The following is a 20498-nucleotide window of genomic DNA, read 5'->3' on the forward strand; positions in this document are numbered from 1 at the left end:
ACAACATAAATCCAACCTAGTGGAAGCAATATTATGATCGTAATTACTGGAGCCGCAGGCTTTATTGGCAGTAACTTAGTTAAGACATTAAATCAATTAGGTCGCAATGACATTATCGCTGTTGATGATCTGACCGATGGCACAAAAATGTTTAATTTAGCTGATTGTGAAATTGCGGATTATTTAGATAAAGATGCTTTTCTTGAACAGATAAAATTGGGTCAACTTGACTATGAAATCGAGGTTATCTTTCATCAAGGTGCTTGCTCATCTACCACAGAGTGGGATGGCAAGTTTATGATGGAGAATAACTTTGAATACTCTAAAACCTTACTGCATTTTTGCCAGGCCAATAAAGTGCAATTTATTTATGCTTCTTCGGCTTCAGTTTATGGCGGCAGTGAAACGTTTGTCGAAAAACGTGAGCTAGAAAAGCCGTTAAATGTCTACGCATATTCTAAATTCTTATTTGATCAATTTGTCCGTCAGCAAACATTAACTACCCAGGTTGCAGGACTGAGATACTTTAACGTTTATGGTCCCCGCGAGCAGCATAAAGGCGGTATGGCGAGTGTGGCATTCCACTTTAACAATCAAATTAATGCCAATGGCTTATGTCGTTTGTTTGAAGGTGTAGATGGCTATGAAAATGGTCAACAATTACGTGACTTTGTTTACGTAGAAGATGTGGTAAAAGTGAATTTATGGCTATGGAAAAATGCGACAGTCTCCGGCATTTTCAATTGTGGTACGGGTAAGGCTCAAAGCTTTAATGATGTGGCGAATGCGGTGATTCAATATCATGGTAAAGGGCACATCGAATATATTCCGTTTCCAGATAAGCTTAAAGGTGCTTATCAAAGCTACACGCAAGCTGATTTAACTCAATTAAGAAAGGTTGGCTGTCACCATGAGTTTAAGACCGTTGAGCAGGCTGTTCCTGAATATCTAGACTGGTTGAAAGCACAACACTTTATTGGTCAGTAAACTGTTTTTAACTCTTTAATGTAAAGTGGAACAATAAATGAAAAAGGCTATTTTTACATTGGCAATTGGTGATACTAATCCAATGTATAACGCAGCATTGCTGGGTTTTAAGTTATATGCTGAAAAAGTGGGTGCAGATTTAATTGTCTCAGATCAATTTCACTATCCCATAAACATAGAAAATCCTCAGCATACCGCGAGTCCTGCCTGGACCGAGAAGCTGTACATTAAAGAGCTACTGAAACAATACGATAGAGTGTTATATGTGGATGCGGATATTATTATTACGCCGCATGCGAAAAACATATTTGAACAATATGATGATTTAGAAACCATTTATATGTTCAATGAAGGTGCATTACTCGAGCGCCAACCTGTTTTAGATAAAATCTTTGCTATAAAAGGGCCGGTTGAAAACTGGCCTCAAGTAAATGGTCGCCCAGTTTATTTCAATTTGGGCTGCATGCTTATTTCAAACAAAAGCAAATTATTCGACATTGCTAATTTAGAAGATTTACAACAGGTGTGTAATCACATTAAGTACTATGAGCAAACCTATATCAATTACCTTATTCAGCGTGATGGGTTAAAGCATCAAAGTATTGATGCAGAATTCAATCGTATGGATGTGTTAGGCGCAGAGGGCTATCGTGATGCGAGCTTCATTCATTACGCTGGTCGAGGCTATACCAATTCTTCATTGAAACGTGAAGTGAGATTTGTGAATGATTTCTGCGAGTTAAATAAAGAATTGATCGCAGCAGACACGTTGGCCGATATTAAGCGTAGTGGATGGGAACTTTTCATTAATAAAGCCCACAAACGTTACAAGCTGCCTAGAACAATGGTGGATTATTTGGCCAAAAAGTTTGTCACAATATAATTGCAGATAATTTACAGTGTTCATCAATTTATTTGGAGTGATGATTTTTGCTTAAATACAAAGTGTTTGTTATTAACCTTGCGCGTTCACCTCAGCGTTTAACTGCTATATCGACTCAGTTAGCACAGCTTGGTATTCCTTTTGAGCGCATTGAAGGTGTTGATGGCGGTTTACTTAGCGCTGATGATATAGAGGCTGTATCTCCTAAAGTACTAGCGGAAAAAAGTTACCATAGAGCGCTAGGGAAAGGCGAGATTGGTTGCTCGTTAAGCCATAAACGCGCTTGGCAAAAAATTCTGGATGATGATTTAGATTTTGCATTTGTATTGGAAGATGACATTGGCCTTGAAGATAACTTTGCCGATGTAGTTAACTTAATGGCCAATTTACCGCATGCAAATTGGGACTTTATTAAGTTGTATCCACTGCGACGTGGCGGTGGTAGCAATATTAGAGACTCATTTGATTACCAAGGGCATCAATTTGTGAGTTACCATAAGTTCCCGATCAGTGCGGTTGCTCAGGTAGTGAGTAAACAAGGCGCAAGGTCATTACTGAAGCACATGCCTTATATTTTAGAGCCTGTAGATGGCCACATTAAGTCTTGGTGGTCACTAGGTATCTATCCATTTGGATTAATGCCTTACTGCGTTTCCGTGGATTTAGATGGTCTTTCAGATATTAACCCACATGGTGGGTTAGAGAAGATGAAACAACGCAAATTAACTAAGTTACGTTTAAATTGGACCCGCGCGTTTAAACGCATGTTAGCCACACCATCATTAGACAAACATTTTAACCAATTTAAAAATAGTCTGAAGTAAGGAATATTGTGAACGAATTAGTCAGCCATCATCAGCTTCTAAATGCCAAGCGAGTGCTTTATATGACTCATTTGGCAATTGGTGACTTTGTTTATCAAGGCGTGTGGTTATCGGCGTTAAAAGCCAAATATCCACACTTAACCATTGATATTTGGTTTGATGATTGCCGACGCAGACCGCATGAATGGGCCAGTGGCCGTAATCAAATTTTAACCGAATGGATTGATGCCATTGGTGACTTTGGTCATGTTTACCCTATCGTGTCGAATATTGCCCAACGCGAGCAGTTTATTGCTAAAGCGCAACAACAAGATTATGACCTAGTGGTTTTTGTTGGTAAGAATCGTGCAGCACAATATGCCAAGTTGGCCAGACAAATATCCCCTAAGGGGTGGGTTGTTGCGACATCTAGCGGGATTAATTTTTTAACTAAGTGGTTATACTTTAATAAATTAGATGGCGTAATTAGTTACGACGATATTGCTGATTCCACCCAACATATTACTGAGTTATATGCTGAGTGTTTTGAGCGCTTGTTAGGCCTTAAATCTACCGATTTAGTGTCTGGCTATACTCAGTTAATGATCCAACCTGAAGCCCAGTTTACAGAGCAAGCTAAACAGATTATTACAGGCTTAACCCAAGGCGATACTTCAAAACGGGTGTGTTTTATTAATCATCTCTCAACCGCTGCGAAAAAAGATTATCCTTGGTCTCAATTAAAAACGGTGATATTGCAGCTAGCGCAGCAATATCCTCAATTGGTGTTCATCATCAATACCCCTCCTAATCAATTAGCAACGGTACAACATGATGTAAATACGGATAAATGTTTGAGTGCCTTACCTATAACCGTTTTTACTGCTTTGGATAATTTTTTCCAATTACCTGCGTTAATGGCTGAGTGTGATTTTTGTTTTAGTGTTGATACCGCCACGGCTCATCTTGCTGTTAGTATGGGGGTTCCGCAAGTAACTGTAATGGCAAGTGATTTTAAACTTTGGCAGCCATTGGGTGATAGTCTAATTTTAGAAGGTAGCGGTAAAGCCAGTTCTGTGGAACCTGAGACTGTGGCAAAGGCCTGTAAAGCACAATTGGATAAGATTATCTGTCAATAACGGTTTAGGGTAAGTTCATCGCATTTATAAAAATGAGGTTGAGCGCTTTTTTTTCAACTCAATTGAGTCGCTATTTACAGTGATTGGTATTTATCGAGAATTTGCTGATACTCCCCTGATTGTTTTAGTGCTTTCACGCCAAGGGCGAATCTTGCGAGGGCGGCTGCTTGGCGTGCATTAAAACCGATATACAGAGGTTGCTTGTCAGGCATCGAACCTGCGTATTGAATTTTATCAATCAGTCCCAGTTGTTTTGCGGTATATTCGATCACATGTCTATTATCCACAATGACCTTATGTCGACCTTTTATTAATCTAATAATATTCATTGAAAGAGGGTCTTCACCTGATGCAAGAAAAAGCGCTTTATGCTGCTGTAAATATGGCTCCAATACGTCGCCATAATCATAGCCTTTAATTACTGCTATAGATTGCTGATTGAGATCGCTGAGTTGGTGATAAGTCCAAGAATTGTTTTTGACCACGAAAAAGTCATTGCTGACATACCCCACCTCAGTATCATCTATTAATAATTGATTAGCTGCTGCGACGGTTGCAGTGATGGCTAATACCGCATCAATATTGCCGACTTGCGCTTCTTTCAGCGCTCTTTTGAATGGCATTTGGGTAAAAATGACTTTATCACCTTGGGATTCAAAAGCGCGTTGCATAATTTCGACCAGATAACCTGGCTGAGTATCGCAAACGTAAGGGCACCATACATCTGAAGCAACATGGATATTCCTTGCTGATACAGTGAAACTGCATAACGTCATCACAGTCACTATCATAAATATTCTAAGCATGGGTTCCTCTAGCATGTGGTATGGCGTAGCTATCATTAAGGATTTACTGTTATACCGCAATATATTTAGCTTATGGATGTTACTATCTTTGGAGTAAATCACTAAACGTTGTGATTTTTTTGATGTTGTCGTCACTATGGTACTGTATTTGATCATTTTTTTGTTGATTAAATTTAACTAGAAATAGGTGCAATATGCTTAATCATGACACGGTTAGACAGGTTGTTTTTGAACAGCCTGGTGATGCAAATGTAATGCAATTCTCTGAAGGAAAACTTGCTTATTTACAACCAGGGCAGGTACGTATAAAAGTCCACGCTGCAGGCGTTAATGGGCCTGATATAAAGCAACGCATGGGGGCTTATCCTCCGCCGGAAGGCGCTAGCCCTATCCTTGGTTTAGAGGTCGCTGGGGTGATTATTGCTGTTGCTGATGATGTCTTGCAATGGCAAGTGGGGGACCCTGTTTGTGCTTTGGTGCCGGGAGGTGGGTATGCTGAAGCCGTTAATACATTCGCGGCTCATTGTTTACCTATTCCCAATGGCTGGAGTTTTATTCAAGCTGCTGGGTTGCCTGAAACATTTTTTACCGTGTGGGGTAATGTGTTTATGCGAGCGGGTTTAAAGGCGGGCGAAACGGTTTTAGTGCATGGTGGTTCGGGTGGTATTGGGAGTACGGCAATTCAGCTCGCTAGCCAATTAGGAGCCAAAGTCTTTGCCACCTCTGGGTCTGAAGAAAAGTGTCAGTTTTGCTTAAGTCAGGGGGCATCATTTGCTCTTAATTACCATGAGAAGTCGTTTGTCGAGCCGATCTTAGCATTGACCGATAATGTAGGTGTTAATGTCGTGGTCGATATCGCTGGAGGTGATTTTATTAATGAAAACCTTAAGTTGCTAGCAATGGATGGACGTATGGTGTCTATTGCAATGCAAAGAGGCCCTAAAGCGACAGTCGATATATTTAGGATAATGGCTAAACGTATCGTGTGGACTGGCTCAACGCTACGACCGCAGAGTGTGGCTGCAAAGGCGCAAATTGCCAGTGAACTTCGTCAACATGTTTGGCCGCTACTTGATGCTGGTAAATTAAATATTGCGATTGATAAAGTGTTTTTGTTTGATGAGGTAGTCGCGGCGCATCAATATATGGAGTCGGGTTTACATAAAGGTAAAATCATCTTAAGTATAAGCAATTAAAAAATGTCATGAAAAAAAGTCATAAAAAACTTGAAGCATAATAAATTTAAGCTAATCTGCATTTATCAAATGTTTGTTGAGTTAATTTTTTGACAAAACCACGCCAATTTTTAAGCGTAATAGTTGCATTTGATCGAACTCAAGCGTGATTTAGTCACCAAGGGGTAAGCGGATAATCGATTCACTCTAGCCCTTGCTTAGCCGAGGATTGGCTGATTTGTATCCATGATGAGTTATTTTGTGCTTTTTTGGCAAAAAATTGAAAATTTCACCTATTTAGGCATTGATTCTCTGCAATTTTCTGTTTAAATACCCACATTATTAAAGCTTAATAATATTAAGCAAAGCTTTAGTTTTTAAAGCTCATATAACATATCTTTTTAAGTATATGTGTTGATTTAAGGGCGTTAGCATATATGTATAACATGGCAAAGAAACAATTATGGGTAGGTGAGTTAAGAACGGCAAGAGGTAACACTATTGTCTTTCATGATGGCCAATTACCTGAAGCGTCTAAAGGGCGTGTTTATTTATACAACACAGTGCGCAACATCATTGTGGAGTATGTGGAAGATATCGTTAAGGTGAATCTACATGATCTTGATGATGCCCAAGTTAAAGCGGCTTTAGAGCAGTTTGGTGATGCTTGGAAAGCGGTTCGTGCTGAATTTATGGTGAAACATCAGGCTCGTATCGACTTGTCTAAAGTACCAGATACAGCGCCGCCGAAAAAAGTCAAGCCAGCACCAGAGCCAGATGAATCATCTGATGTTGATATCGATAACTTTGATGATCCCGATGATACCGATGATGGCGACGATGATTATGATGAAATGGGTGATAACCTAGACGATTAATGTATCGTGTAATTTCAATAAAAAAACCAGTAGAAAGCTACTGGTTTTTTTGTTTGTGTGGTTTATAACCCGCTGTTTTATTCGAGTTTAATATCCACTGGAGGCTCAATAAACCCTTGATATGCATCGAGGCGTAGATCACTGAATCTTGCTAATTGTTCCGGCTCTTGAATACCTGTCACAATGACCTGAATATCTAAGCCTTTAGCCACGTTGACGAGTGCACGACATAGCTCGCTGTTGTGTTGGTTCTCTTCGATAAAGGCAAACGATTGATCCAGTTTGACATAACTTGGGCGCAGATTTTGTAAATAAGCCATAGAGCCAAATTGGCGTCCAAAATGATCGATACCAAAATGTGCGCCACTGTCACGAATAATGTCACACAGATGCTCACAGGCATTTAAATCGCTATAAACACTGGCTTCAGGGATCTCGAAACAAATACGCTCTGGTGTTTTATGATTTCTGAGAAAATGCTTAATCCATGAGTGGAAGTCGCGATCGCTGATACTTTGATAAGTTAAATTAATGGCCACAGGCTCATAATTACGATCAAATAAATGGTGTTTGTTAACGGCCTCAATTAAGCAACGGTCTAACATGGTACCGAGTGATAGAATCTCGATAAACGGCATAAACTGTCCTGCATGCAACACTTTTCCATCAAGCGTAAGTTGGCAGTACAATTCTCTTTGGCAAGGAGTGTTTCTTTCATTGTCTAAAATAGGTTGCCATCGGAATTGAAACTGATTGTTCTTAATTGCATAGGTTAATTTATTGCGCCATTCGTCACGGTTAAATAATTGTTGTTGGTTATTCTCATACCAATGAAAAACTTTATTATCTTTAATCGATTTTTGTAAGGCATTATCTGCTTGTGCAAGAATGTCTGACACATTCATTTGTCCAGAACGTTCAGCAATACCTATATTAAACTGCTCATTAGGTTTACAACCCGCTTTCGATACTTCTTTATTCACTGTGCGAATGAGATTTTGCAAGTAGCTGACTAATTGCTCATGTTCACTTTCTTCAACTAAAAATGCAAATTCATAGGCAGCGATGCGTGCTATCACTGATGGTGTAACACTGTCTAAACTTTGGTGTAATTTTTCAGCTAATAATTTAATGGTTTCATCGCGAACTTGATAACCATATTGGCTATGTACATCTTCAAGCCAGTCCATTTTCACTAAAAATAAAGCGCCTGAATTAGGTTCACTTAACCAGCCATTGATACGGCTCACCATGTATTGGCGGTTTGGTAAGTTGGATACTTGGTCGACTAAATTCTTTTTACGTAAAGCTGAGACTTCGTCATCTAATGAGCTAAAAACCTGTTTTAACTGACTAGACATGCTATTAAATGCTTGAACTAATTCTTTTAACTCGGTTGTTTTTGGCGTGGGCATATCAGGCCCAAATTGACGGTTGGCAATTTTTTTCGCGTGTTCAGAAAGTGCATGTAAAGGTTTTAATATGATGCTTAAACCAACGCGGGCAAATAAAATGGCCACTAAAAATAGTATCGCAAATACAATCACAGTATTTGATAGTATTCGCCACATCTCATGATAACCAAATCCAGGATGTGCGGTAATTTCAATTTTAGCGAGTTGTAACCAACCTGAAGTGATTACGTTCTCTTTGGAAATTGGCTTGAATATGCCTAAGTCAATAAACCACTGGGGTACATTTTGAACTCTAATGGCATTATTCCAAACTTGCTGTTTACCATCGACTAACCAGGTCAATTTTATCTGTTTGTAATAACCGCCTTCAAATAGCACATTCACCAAAGTTTCAGTCGCGACGGTATCACCCGACTCTAAAGCCGGAACCAGCATCAAACTGAGCGAATGACTTGCATTATTGAGGTCTGACTCCATTTGCTTAGTTAGAAAGCTTTGGGTCTCGTTAAATTGCACGTAGGCTAAACTGGCTATTGTGAGCGAGAATAGTACGAAAAGTAACGCATAAATCTGCCTAAACAGGGTCATGAGCTTACTACTCCATGTTAAGTTTGGGTTGACGTAGGCGGTCAACACCTAAGCGATTTTTTAAATCATTCCATTTTTCAAGTCGAGATGATGAGCCAGCTAGCACCCCACGACCTTTTTCTTTATTTAGCCATAACTGTTTACCGTTAAAGCTATACACTGGCAATAAGTCACCACGCTGTGTTGCAGGCTTTATTTTTGTATCTAAATTATCTAAAACTAGGGGTATTGCACCTGGTGTTTCATAATATGCTAATACCATATGATATTGATTGACCGAGGTGGCTTTTACCATGGTGATGCGTAATTTATCTTCCGGAATGCCAAGTTGCAGTAAGGTAAAATATTTTGCAATCGAGAAGTCTTCACAGTCTCCACCATTTACGCCAATAAATTCCATTGGCGTTGCCCAATAATTAGAATCTCCCCAAAGCACTATGTCATCTACAAATCGAAACAGGTTGAAAAATTGATTCACCTTTTCGAGTTGTTGTTTTTCCGATAAATGTTGTGCTTCTGCGACAACCTTAAACCACGCTTTTGCTCTGAGTCCTGCTCGTTCTCCATAACGTTTAGTGAGGGTAGAGGTTATTTTGTTGGCATCCAGTTGTTGGGGTGGCGCAGCGTAAAGTGTAGATACAGCTAAAAAGGCTGCCACAATAAAAATGTGGCAGCGCTTTTGTTGTATGGACTTATTGAATCGTTGCAGATTCAAAAGCGGCATGTCCATTGACTACTCTTTATTCTACTTCTTCATCAACAGTGTAAATATTCCATTTTAAATCTGAAGCCGTATCTTCGCCTGTTACTTCTGCGATTACACGGCGATTTACTGTCTCTGCTTGAGGAGTTCCACTGGTATCTATTAATCTATCGAAACTATAACCAATCGCTTTCAAACGAGATTGATCTATACCATAGGTATCTCTTAACACATCGGTAACCGCAGTAGCTCTATTCTGGGATAGTGCCAAATTTAATTCGTAACTGCCTTTGTTACTTGTATGTCCTTCAATCACAACACTGGTAGAAGGGTATTGCTTTAACATGATCGCAATTTTTTCAATTTGCGGATAATACTGAGGCTCTATGTAATAAGAATTGTTGGCAAATAAAATTTTCAGTTCTTGGCGTTCTGCAATGTTTTTAATTGCGCCGCAACCATAATTATCAATATCAGAACCCGTAAGTGTGCCAACGCAACGCTCTCTTGCAACGATAACTCCGTCACGATCTTGATCGCTCAAGTCAAACTTCTGTTTGGTAACTTGATCTTGAACAATAATATCATTCATAGAACAAGCAGTAGTTAGGGTCATAACAAATAGTAAAATGAAGTACCGCATTATTTGACTCCTCCTTCATAGCTACGCTCACCTTTCCATACATCTGGACGGGTTACTCGTAAAGATTCTAATAATCGACCTGTTGCATTTAACACTCGATATTTAGCAATAATTTCATCATATTCTGTTTGTAAGTAGTCCTTGCGGGCTTCAAACAGTTCATTTTCAGTATCAAGTAAATCAAGTAAGGTACGCTGTCCTAAATTAAACTGTTGAGAGTAGGCTACTTGGGTTTGCTTTGATGCTATAACATGATCGCGAATATACAGTTTTTGAGGTGACAGCATTTCATAAGCATTCCATGCTAATGTGGCACCTTCAACAACCTGACGGTTAGCGCGTTGTTGAATTTCTTTTGCTTCATTGATTTTGTAAGCGGACTCTTTATCACGGGCGAGATCTTTACCGCCAGCAAATAAGTTATAGCGCATTCTGACCATTGCAACTAAGTCATTATTATAACCATTGACATTTTGGCTGGGGAATTGGCTATAACCATCTTCACCACTGATATCATTGTTCCAGTTACCACTTAGTTCAAGGTTGAACTTGGGATAGTAATTTGACTGGGCTGAATTACGCTCTTCTTTTGCCGCATTAATATCACTTTCTGATGATTTCAGAATAGGATGACTTGATGACGCTAACTCAATGCTTTCAGATAGGCTGCTTGGCAGCATCTCTGCATCAGGAACCGGCAGAATTAAATCATCAGGTGCAACTTCGACAATACGAATGTATTGCGCTTTTGCATCCTGTAGGTTGTTTTTTGCTGAAATAACGTTTGCATTAGCTCGTGCCAAGCGACCAGTAATCTGTGATAAGTCAGCAATTGAGCCTAAACCTGAGTCAGTACGTTGCTTGATTTGGTCAAAAATTTCTTTATGACTGGCCAAGTTTTTTTCCGCAAGCAATAGTACCTGCTCTGCACGAATATAATTTAAATAGACTTTAGATACATCTAATGCCATATCTTCAGCCGCAGCCATCAGTGCCCATTGCTCTGCACTGGCTTCGAATGAATAGCGATCAACTTCACTGCTGGTATAGAACCCATCAAAAAGCATTTGTTTAATACTAAAACCAGCCTCGCCGCGTTCAAGCTCCATCACCCCGTCATCAAAATTATCATTTAGAGGCTGTACTTTTCTGCGAGAAGAGGGACTATCAGTTTGTTCCCAGCCATATCCGGCAGTAATATCTACTGTGGGCATATAACCTGATATAGCCTGATTAACTTGTTCTTCTCGTGCTTTAAAGCGATTAAAAACAATTTTTAGTTCTGGATTTGTGTCCAATGTATGCGCAACAGCTTGTTCTAGCGTTTGGCTAGAGGCTGTTGGGGCAATTAACATCGACAAGCTTAATGCAATAGCACTGAACTTAAATTGTCGATTGATTTTATTGTTCATTTAAAAAACCCTCCCGGTTCTTTAGCGCTCTCTCAGCGCAGTATCTTTTGCTCTTAATATGGGATTTAGAATGTACTCAAGTATGGATCTTTTCCCTGTAATGACGTCCACCGAAGTGAGCATACCGGGAATAATTGGCATCTGTGTGCCATCGTCTTTTATCAAACTCGATTCTTCAGTTCTTACTTTAATGATATAGAAACTGTTGCCTTCTTCATCCTGTGATGTGTCGGCACTAATGTGTTCCACCGTTCCTTTCAATCCGCCATAACGTGTAAAGTCATAGGCGGTAACTTTAACGACTGCTGGTAAACCCGGATGTAAAAAAGCAATATCTTTGGGGATGATTTTTGTTTCGATCAGTAATCGGTCTTCTGAAGGCACTATTTCAATAATCTCAACACCAGGCTGAATGACACCACCAAGTGTATTAATGTGAATAGATTTAATCGTCCCTGCTACAGGTGAAGTGATAACCGCTTTACTCACTTTATCAAAAGCCCCAATTTGAGCCTGATTCATACGTGAAAGTTTAGTCTGCATTTCATTCAGTTGCGCACGTAAATCAGCAGCATAGATAAAAACCGCTTCACGGCGCTTTAATATAGCTTCATCCATCGATGCTTTTACTTTTGGGCGCAATAAACGCAATGATTGTAATTCACCTTGGATGTCGTTCACAATACGTTCAAGTTTTAGTAGCTCAACTTCGGGCACAATGCCTTTTTGGGCCAATGGTTTGGTCAGTTCTAGCTCTCTTGATACTAATTGATAGCTGGTGGTCAAGGTTGATATTTTGGATGCTAACTCTTCAGTTTCCTGTTGGCGTTGTTGAATTTGACGCACCAAAATTTCAAGCTGATTACTAAGATTATCTAAGCGACCAGAGTATTCTTCCTGCTGACGCTTAACTAATGCTGGCTCCTGTGCAATTAATTCCTCAGGAAAAATAAGAGATTGCTTGGTAATTTTTACTTGTTGGCGCCAGTCTGCTGACATGTCTGATATCAAAATACTGTCTAATTCGGCTCGCATACGAATAACATTAGTTTGTAATCCATAAACTTCTTGTTCTTGTTGGGCGAAATCAGAGCGAAAACGTGTATCGTCAATACGTACAAGCGGTTGGCCTTTTTCAACTAAAAGACCTTCTTGAACATAAATTTCTTGTAAAATACCGCCATCTAAACTTTGGATCATTTGTATCTGAGTAGACGGTATCACTTTACCCATGCCGGTAGTAACTTGATCTAATTCAGAAAAGTATGTCCATATAAAAAAGCACAGCATCATGGCTGCCATTGACCAAATAATCAATCTATGACCCGATGGGGCATCGGTCATCATTGCGCCGTAAACATCATCGACCATTTCTAAGTCATTTGCGGTTAAATTTTTACTCATCTTTTAGCTTCTCCATTCACGAGGCCAAAATTGAGTTTTTCTAACACTTCTGCCTTGGGACCATCTGCGACCACATGACCGCGTTCGAGTACGATAATACGGTCAACAAGCTGCAGTAGATGCATCTTATGGGTAATAAGAATCAAGGTTCTGTCTTTGCTGACATTCTGCATTGAGCGAATAAATTGTTGTTCTGCACGCGCATCCAAGCTGGCGGTGGGCTCATCCATCAGTAGCACTGGTGGATCATTGAGTGTGGCGCGGGCAAGGGCAACGGTTTGCCTTTGTCCGCGACTGAGTGACATACCACCTTCACCGACCTGTTGATCTAACCCTTCTGCTTCTAGGTTGGTAAATTGGCTTACCCCAGAAAGTTGCACGGCTCGGATTAGCTGGTGTTCAGTGACTTGGCGGGTACCAAATAAAATATTGTCGCGAATCGAACCGTGGAACAGGGTGACATCTTGGGGCAAGTAGCCAAAGTTACGGCGTAAATCACTCGGATGGATTTGTGCCGAGTCTAAACCGTCATAACGCAGGCTTCCTGCCGTAGGTTGAAATAGTCCAACTAATAGCTTGGCGAGGGTGCTCTTACCTGAACCATTACGGCCGATAATTGCAATACGCTCGCCGGGATTAATCGTCAGTGACATAGGATGAAGCACTGGCTTTTCTGAACCTGGGTAACCAAAGCCAACATGATCAGCATTGATCTTGCCTATGAGTCTTTGTTTGCTAACTAAATGTCCTTTATTTTCAAACTCATCTTCTTGAGTCATGATTTCATTTAGTTGGCGTAGTGCACTGGCTGTATGGTTTGCTCTCGTCATCAGACCTGCAAGTTGTGCCATAGGTGAAATAGCACGGCTCGATAGCATGACCGCAGCAATAATTCCGCCCATCGATATCGCATTATCAGCCACGCGATAAACGCCCAAAATCACCACACAAACAACGGTAAATTGCACGATGAAATTGGCAAGATTAGATACCGAATTTGACAGTTTTTTTGATTTCAATTGCCAGTTTGCGCTGTGGCCAATCATTTGTTGCCAGCTTTTTTGTACTATTCCTTCAGCGCCATTAGCTTTAATTGACTCTAGCGCTGATAAGCTCTCGATTAAATGCCCATGTTTTAAGCTGGAAAATTTATTGCCTTCTTCTATTGCCGCTTTGAGTTTAGGTTGAATATAAAGCGTGAAGCCAATAATGATGATGCCGCCAATGACTGGAACTATAGCGAGGTCACCAGCGACAATAAAAATAACAATGATGAAAAATAACGCAAACGGTAAGTCGACTAAGGTGGTAATCGTGGCTGAGGTTAATATTTCACGAATACTGTCAAATTCGCCAAGTTGTTTGGCCATGCCGCCAATGCTGGGAAAACGTTTGGCCAGTGGAATACCAATTGCTTTAGCAAATAAGCGTGATGAGACAATAATATCAACTTTTTTTCCTGCAACATCGATGAGGTAACTTCTAAGTTGCCGCATGATAAGATCGAACATATAGGCAATCGCTGCACCAATCGCTAACACCCACAGGGATTCAAAGGCGAGGTTGGGGACGACTTTGTCATACACGTTCATAATAAATAACGGTGAAACTAAGGCGAATAAATTCACTAATACAGAAGCGATTAATGCATCGCGATAAATGGGCGCAGAATCTTTTAGGGTTTGGACTAGCCAGTGGGTTTTATTATCGTGTAGATAAACATCAAAGCCCATGTCGCCACGGTATTCTTGTTTGACTAGGAATAAATATCCCACATATAAGGCTTCGAGCGACTCAATTGTTAGCGTCTCTTCACCACCCGTCTCGGGTAACTGAATAATCGCTTTATCGGACTCAACATCGAGTTCACGCAATATGCAGGCTTTCTTGTCTTTTAATAACAAAATACACGGAAGCAATATGGGTGATACTTCGTTTAAGCCTTTTCGAGATAACTTCGCCGCTAGGCCAGCCCTCGATGCGGCCTGAGGTAATAAATCGGGTGTTAATACCGCACCTGACAAAGGTAAACCTGCCGCAAGCGAGTCGCTTGAGCACGGGTTGCCAAAATGCTCAGTGAGTAACACTAAACAATCCAGCAAAGGATCCACTAACACTCTTTGCGAGGCTGAAATGGTCCATTGATCAATTTTCTCAGAAGCTGCAGCAGACACCTAATTACTTATCCTTTGGCTTTTTATATGGTTATGGTAAGTATCGGTCATGATGGCCTATATTTCTATAGGCCATCCAAACGATTTTATTTAGGGGATACTATGTTCATTGTTATGCAATGGTGCTAGGCCTGGACTCGGTTCTGGCGTGACTGGCTGAGTGTCAATAATTAACGGACCATTGCCATTTATACCAAGTAACCCATTGATAATACCTGTCTCAGTTGTCGTATTGTACGCACTATACAAATCAACACCGTCAAGAATGATATGCTGTTCAAACACACCGTCTTTATTGCCATCGATATCAATCACAGTTGAACCACTAACTAAGCTAAAGTTTAAATAACTGTGTAGTGTGTTGTTACTTTCACCTTGGAGCAAGTCACTCAGATCCAATTTGTCCTCATTAACGTTAAAGTCAGTGATATGATCTGTGCCAGACTCTGCGTATCTCCAAACGAATGTATCAGCACCGCTATTACCTGTGAGTGTATCGTTACCTAGACCACCAATAAGCGTATCATTTCCTTCACCACCGGACAGAATATCGTTACCTAAGCCACCACTAAGAGTGTCATTACCTGTACCACCTGAGAGAATGTCATTACCTGTGCCGCCTATGAGAATATCATTCCCACTTTCGCCGTTAAGTATGTCATCTCCACCTTGGCCGAATAGAATGTCGTCACCGATGCCGCCATTTAATTTGTCATCGCCATCATTATTACGTGAAACATCAAATTCACTTAAGTGATCCGTAATATATTGATGTACTTCGGCGACAGTTGTTTCGGTACCATCATTAAGCTGTTGGCTAACGTATTGCTGAAGTGCAGAGTAACCTTGGGAGTTTATCCCTTGGAACTGTGTAAGGTCGCCAAATATAATATCGTTACCTTGGCCTCCATTAATGGTGTCATCACCTTGCAATAATTGAACGCTAGTACCCAATATCACACTCGCTAAAGTATTGACATCAATGTTTGCACGAACAACGCCATCGGTATCATATAAAGCAAGTTGAGTCTCATTAATTCCAGAACCAAGGCCGATCGCTTCTACTGTGGAAACTGCTGACAGCAGGTCAAAGGCTAGTTTGGTTTGAATATTCGTGTTGATATTACTATCAGAAAAGTTCTTTACGGAACCGTTATTGTTGAATGATATTTTTCCAACTTGTTCACCGTTAAAGAAGGAATATATATTTCCATCCTTATCGGCAATAACATGTCCGTTAAATGTAATGGTTTTTCCTTTGGCATAATTTTGCTGAGTGATGAGCTGTGCTAAATCCACAAAATGGCCCGTAGTCTGGTCATATGCGACTAGAAACTTACTAGTACTCGTGTCATCAGAGTCCCTATTGGGTTGCCCATCTGTAATAAAGTAAGACAAGTTTATGCCGCCGTTATTGGCTATGTTCGCACTGTTAAACCAGTTAATTGCGGATTCAAATCCTGCCTCATAGTTAGTATTACCACTATTATCATCAGCTATATTACTTAATTGATTGAGAAGTAAAGTTAATGCGTCAGGATCATGTAAGTTCACTGATATTGTGAAGTTTGAGTTACTGGCAAAATCTGTCAGCATTAAATTCACGACACCTGATTGTGTCCCAGATGCAGCATCGACGAGTTGTTCAAACACAGTAGTGAGCTGGGCTTTAGCTTCTGTGATTTTCCCATACATGCTACCTGAGGTATCAAAAATAAAGGCAATGTTATAGCTCTCGCCTTCAATAATTTGAATACCTTGGACATCACTGACTATAACGTCGTTATTGTCAGTACCAGCAATAGTGTTATCCCCATGCGTGCCATTTATGTACGAATATCCACGTAGCGATACGCTTAAATCGAATTCACTTGTGGCAGTGCTTCCGTTTGACTGTTCTTCTGAACTGACGGTTATATGCAGGTTGACATCAGGATTACCTGAATAGTTGGCTTCAACATGCATAGAAAGGTTAGCTAACTGGGCCTGAGTTAAAGTCCAGCTACCGTCACTATTTAAAGTACCTGCACTAAGATAAGCACCAGTAGGTACACCTGTAATAGTAATTGCTGATAGTGTCTCGCTACCGTCGGTGTCGACTAAGCTTGCATTAATATTCAACTTAATTTCAGTAGTTTGTACCTGAGTTAAGCTTCCGTCTGGATTTATAATAAACACGCCATCGGCAAAAACTAAACGCTCAACTTCATATAAGTGATCGCCAGCATCAAGGTCATTAGTATTAACTGAACTTGAGTCTATACCGCGGCTATCATTGATCAACATATATGGTAACGAACCATGGTCTGAGTGCCAGGTAATAACGTATTCGCTGCGATTCCCGGAGTAAACGGCAGTGTCAATTCCTGCGCCACCATAGATAGAGTCATTGAGTCCGCCACCGACAAATACATCATCGCCAGCGCCACCAGTAAGATTGTCGTTCAGGTCACCACCTACTAGTATGTCATCGCCACCTTTGCCTGTTAGGTCGTTTGAATCATTAGAAATGCCTTGTAAGTAATGATTATCATCCGAATCTGCGGTTGCTGTACGCCCAGACTTCACTGCTTCGATGGTAATGCCAAAGTCATTGGAGCCGACAGTGTGACTGCTATTTAGTGTGTTATCCGTAATAACATCGTGCCAGACAACTTTACTAATAGAAGCAGTTAAGTTGGGGGCGTCAGCAACCGCTTCAATTTTCACATCCATCGTCGTCGAAGTACTATTACTACTGCCATCAGTAACCGAATAGGTAAAGCTTGCTAGTGGGCTTCCTTGGTTCCCCGTACCACCAAGCAGTCCATCAGCCTCGTTTTGCGAAGAGACAAAGCGTAAATGACCTGCATCGATCATTATCGAGGTGATTAACATACCTGTTGTTACGTTTAGCCAATTACCGTTTTCAAAGTACTGCAACCTACCATTAAGTGGGTTTGGTAGTGAGTCAATTTTTATCGACAATTCAGCTTTTGCAGTATCACTATCGGTTACGTTGAATTTAGACCAATCAAAGTAAATCGCTGTATCTTCCAATCCTGTCACTGTAGAAGCAGAAACTGAAGGGGTGATGTTAACTTGAGGAATAACAGAGAAAGTTGCATCGAAATGATCGCCATCTCCATCAGTGGCTCTTACTTTGAAATCAATATCACCATCGCTAGGTTGTAACATCTCTTGATATTGATGGAAGTCCCATTGACCTGTACCTGGGGTAAACTCAAGTTTGAATACCAAGTGACCAGCAGCATCGACCCCAATCAGTGTATTTGCCGTTTGGGTTATGGTAATTGCACTGCCTGTTGCCGTGAATAAATTGGTTTCATCACTACCTTGTAATGTGAGTGAACCTTTACCATCTGCGCCCCAATCAGGGCTTACTGTTCCTGAAGCAAAGGCGATTGCTGGTGGAGTCGTTGTGCCTAAAAACTCAATAGCGGTAACAGTGAAGTCACTATTATCACCGCTACTTGGGCCCTGGCCATTATCAAGGGCTTTGATGACCATAGTGTCAAAACCGCCTTGTAAGGCTTGGAAGTTGGCGGCATAGTCGCCACTGCTGGCATCTGAGCTAAATGTTTGAGTTGCGATAAGTTGGCCATCTCGCCAAAACTCGACGACACCGACTTCTAGTTCGCCACCAAACATGTGGGAAAACTGGATATTTACGCCGTAGGCAATAGTTCCAGGATCGAGAGTAATGATGATTTCTTCAGATGCAGAACTTCCATCTGCAAATTTACGGAAATCGACTTCGTTCGCGAGATTATGATAAGGAGCACCAGCGCTACTAACACCTATCCCACTACTACTACCAAAGATTGCGGCATCAATTAAATTTGAGTTAGTTGACGAAGTGAATCCTCTTGCACTGATAGTAAACCCATTGAAATCTAATGAATTACTGTTGCCGCTGTAACCAGTGAGTGAGAATGAACCCACCAATGAATCAGGAATACTTGTCGTTGTAGTTTGCACGGCTGCAATTGGTGATATGACTGGAGCATCATCTTCAATGGTGACATTGAAACTTCCAGTTGATGTTCCACCATGACCATCATCAACATTGATACCGATATTGACTGACAAGGTGTCTTCAGTCTCAGTATCTGGATGATCGACGGGACCTTTAAGCGTGACATCATAGGTCCAATTTCCTGAACTACCATTAACCGGTGGCGTCAGTGTTGCAGTCATAATTTCGGTATATGAAGCCTCACCTGCAGTACCAATATAACCCGTTAAAGTTTGCGTGACAGGGTCCCAACTCCATTGAATTGCTTGGCCACCAGAGAATAATCCTGATGGGCCAGAAAGTGAAACGGTCAGATTATCATTATTACTATCTTGTATGCTTACTGTCCCAGAGTCGTCAGGACTATTAATCGAATCGGTATCTCCAGTGCTATCAGGTAGACCTAGGGGCAAACCTTCCTCTGAAACAATTACGTTATTAAGTACGTTAATCGTTGGTACTGAATTGACCGTTGCAGTATCTGAGCCCTGACTTGAAGTGTTGCCCGCCGCATCCGTTTGGGTCGCATAGATTGTAATATCTTGACCTGCTTCAGGGGTTGACTCTGTCCAGCTAATGATACCATTACTATAGCTAAAACCAGTTGCAGGAGAGCCATTTGCGAATTGCAGCTCGCCATTCACCAGTTTCAGTTCCACATTGGTGGTCGTGCCATTGACGATAGTCAGATTTACATGACCACCCGCACTAAAATCTGAAGCATTAATATTAACAGTTAATTGTACACCAGCTCCATTGCTGGAAATCTCCCCTTGGGTGAGTAAGCCATCACCTGGGTTACCGTCATCGACGATTAACACGGTCGGCGCATTCGGGGCGCTGGTGTCGAGCTTGGCGGTATCACTGCCTTGTGCAGAGGTATTGCCATCGCTGTCGGTTTGCGTGGCGGTGACCGTGATGGTCTTGCCTTCGGCCACGACCGCGGTCCAGGTGATCACGCCGTTGTTATAGCTGTAGCCAGTGGCAGCTGTGCCGTCGGCGAAGGTTAGGGCGCCATTAGCATCAAGTTTGAGGCTGACATTGGTGGTAGCGCCATCATTGACGATAGTCAGGTTAATGGTGCCGCCTTGGCTCAGCTCAGCGTGGTTCACGCTGACCTGCAGTTGGACGTTGTCAGTACCCAACTCGGCTTTATTGATGATGCCATCGTCGTTCACGTCATCAACAATGGTGACCACGGGGGCGGCTGCATCGGCAGTGGTGTCGAGCTTGGCGGTATCACTGCCTTGTGCAGAGGTATTGCCATCGCTGTCGGTTTGCGTGGCGGTGACCGTGATGGTCTTGCCTTCGGCCACGACCGCGGTCCAGGTGATCACGCCGTTGTTATAGCTGTAGCCAGTGGCAGCTGTGCCGTCGGCGAAGGTTAGGGCGCCATTAGCATCAAGTTTGAGGCTGACATTGGTGGTAGCGCCATCATTGACGATAGTCAGGTTAATGGTGCCGCCTTGG

General features: G+C 41.4%; 14 protein-coding genes. 6 read left to right on the forward strand and 8 right to left on the reverse strand.

Features of this window, described 5'->3' with window-relative positions:
- The first annotated feature begins 33 nt into the window (after positions 1–33).
- The 4 genes from rfaD to ORI98_RS14565 are packed head-to-tail and all read left to right on the forward strand — an operon-like array spanning position 34 to position 3812.
- Positions 34–987 carry an ADP-glyceromanno-heptose 6-epimerase gene (rfaD, locus tag ORI98_RS14550; protein WP_306135701.1) on the forward strand — a complete coding sequence of 318 codons (954 nt, stop codon included), beginning with the start codon at positions 34–36 and terminating at the stop codon, positions 985–987.
- Between the two features lie 37 nt (positions 988–1024).
- Complete coding sequence (locus tag ORI98_RS14555) at positions 1025–1870, forward strand: glycosyltransferase (RefSeq protein ID WP_306135702.1); 846 nt, start codon at positions 1025–1027, stop codon at positions 1868–1870.
- Positions 1871–1917: 47 nt separating this feature from the next.
- A complete protein-coding gene (locus tag ORI98_RS14560) occupies positions 1918–2694 on the forward strand; it encodes a glycosyltransferase family 25 protein (RefSeq protein ID WP_261299690.1) in 777 nt (258 codons plus the stop codon).
- An 8-nt stretch (positions 2695–2702) separates the two neighbouring features.
- Positions 2703–3812 carry a glycosyltransferase family 9 protein gene (locus ORI98_RS14565; RefSeq protein WP_306135703.1) on the forward strand — a complete coding sequence of 370 codons (1110 nt, stop codon included), beginning with the start codon at positions 2703–2705 and terminating at the stop codon, positions 3810–3812.
- Between the two features lie 74 nt (positions 3813–3886).
- On the opposite strand, the gene ORI98_RS14570 is transcribed toward ORI98_RS14565, so the two are convergent.
- Positions 3887–4618, reverse strand: coding sequence for an ABC transporter substrate-binding protein (locus ORI98_RS14570; protein WP_306135704.1), 732 nt, complete (start codon positions 4616–4618; stop codon positions 3887–3889).
- Between the two features lie 194 nt (positions 4619–4812).
- On the opposite strand from ORI98_RS14570, the gene ORI98_RS14575 reads away from it, so the two are divergent.
- Complete coding sequence (locus tag ORI98_RS14575; protein ID WP_306135705.1) at positions 4813–5814, forward strand: NAD(P)H-quinone oxidoreductase; 1002 nt, start codon at positions 4813–4815, stop codon at positions 5812–5814.
- A gap of 416 nt (positions 5815–6230) precedes the next feature.
- Positions 6231–6671 (forward strand): hypothetical protein, encoded by a 441-nt coding sequence (locus tag ORI98_RS14580; RefSeq protein WP_306135706.1) that lies wholly within the window; start codon positions 6231–6233, stop codon positions 6669–6671.
- A gap of 77 nt (positions 6672–6748) precedes the next feature.
- Here the strand turns inward: ORI98_RS14580 and ORI98_RS14585 are convergent, their stop codons facing one another.
- The 7 genes from ORI98_RS14585 to ORI98_RS14615 form a co-directional block, all read right to left on the reverse strand.
- A complete protein-coding gene (locus ORI98_RS14585) occupies positions 6749–8674 on the reverse strand; it encodes an EAL domain-containing protein (protein WP_306135707.1) in 1926 nt (641 codons plus the stop codon).
- Positions 8675–8681: 7 nt separating this feature from the next.
- Positions 8682–9404 (reverse strand): transglutaminase-like cysteine peptidase, encoded by a 723-nt coding sequence (locus tag ORI98_RS14590; protein WP_371931171.1) that lies wholly within the window; start codon positions 9402–9404, stop codon positions 8682–8684.
- A gap of 10 nt (positions 9405–9414) precedes the next feature.
- A complete protein-coding gene (locus ORI98_RS14595; RefSeq protein WP_306135708.1) occupies positions 9415–10020 on the reverse strand; it encodes an OmpA family protein in 606 nt (201 codons plus the stop codon).
- Positions 10020–11432 carry a TolC family outer membrane protein gene (locus ORI98_RS14600; protein ID WP_306135709.1) on the reverse strand — a complete coding sequence of 471 codons (1413 nt, stop codon included), beginning with the start codon at positions 11430–11432 and terminating at the stop codon, positions 10020–10022. Before ORI98_RS14600 ends, ORI98_RS14595 begins: the two co-directional genes overlap by 1 nt.
- 21 nt (positions 11433–11453) lie before the next feature.
- Positions 11454–12836, reverse strand: coding sequence for an HlyD family type I secretion periplasmic adaptor subunit (locus tag ORI98_RS14605; RefSeq protein ID WP_306135710.1), 1383 nt, complete (start codon positions 12834–12836; stop codon positions 11454–11456).
- The gene (locus tag ORI98_RS14610) at positions 12833–15010 is read right to left on the reverse strand and encodes a type I secretion system permease/ATPase (protein WP_306135711.1); all 2178 of its coding nucleotides are present in this window, start codon (positions 15008–15010) and stop codon (positions 12833–12835) included. The genes ORI98_RS14605 and ORI98_RS14610 overlap by 4 nt, the downstream gene beginning before the upstream one ends.
- Positions 15011–15100: 90 nt before the next feature.
- Positions 15101–20498, reverse strand: a 5398-nt coding sequence (locus ORI98_RS14615) for a type I secretion C-terminal target domain-containing protein (protein WP_306135712.1), incomplete at its 5' end; no start/stop codon positions are given.

Origin of the sequence: Shewanella sp. ULN5 (assembly GCF_030731885.1) — a bacterium.
Classification (GTDB): Bacteria; Pseudomonadota; Gammaproteobacteria; order Enterobacterales; family Shewanellaceae; genus Shewanella; species Shewanella holmiensis.